1 protein-coding gene is annotated in these 424 nt (G+C 69.1%); it reads right to left on the bottom strand.

What is annotated here, in order from left to right; all coding sequences use genetic code 11:
* Positions 1 to 2: 2 nt before the first annotated feature.
* Complete coding sequence (locus U8525_RS34480) at positions 3 to 395, bottom strand: hypothetical protein (RefSeq protein ID WP_374270973.1); 393 nt, start codon at positions 393 to 395, stop codon at positions 3 to 5.
* Between the last annotated feature and the right edge of the window lie 29 nt (positions 396 to 424).

The following is a 424-nucleotide window of genomic DNA, read 5'->3' as shown; positions in this document are numbered from 1 at the left end:
CGTCAGCACTCCAGCTTCTCCAATAGCTGCGCGGCGCTCTCCACGCTCAGCCCTTCGACGCGCCAGCCTCCTGGCGACACCAGCACCACCTGCCGTACTCCCGTACTCGAGGCCGCGGCGGGACGCGCGCTGACGCGTACTGGCACCAGCACCGCGCTCTTCTCGACGGGCTTCGGACGGGAGCGGCCCTTGCGCCATTCGTAGAGCGTCGGCCCAGAAACGCCCAGCTTCTTTCCCGCGTCCGTCACCGTCCCACCAGACGCCACCGTGTGCTCGGCGTAGCGCACCGCGAAGGCGCGCAGCGCCTCGGGGAACGGCAATGAGCCGCTGCGCCTCCCGGCCTTCAACCGCTGCGCTTCCTGGCGGAACTGCTCCAACTCCTTCTCCAACTCCACGGACCACCTCCTGGCGTGTGGCACACGGA

Origin of the sequence: Corallococcus sp. RDP092CA (genome assembly GCF_041903675.1) — a bacterium.
Lineage (GTDB): Bacteria > Myxococcota > Myxococcia > Myxococcales > Myxococcaceae > Corallococcus.
The sequence above is the reverse complement of the archived record's forward strand: the minus strand, read 5'-3'. Positions and strand labels throughout refer to the sequence as shown.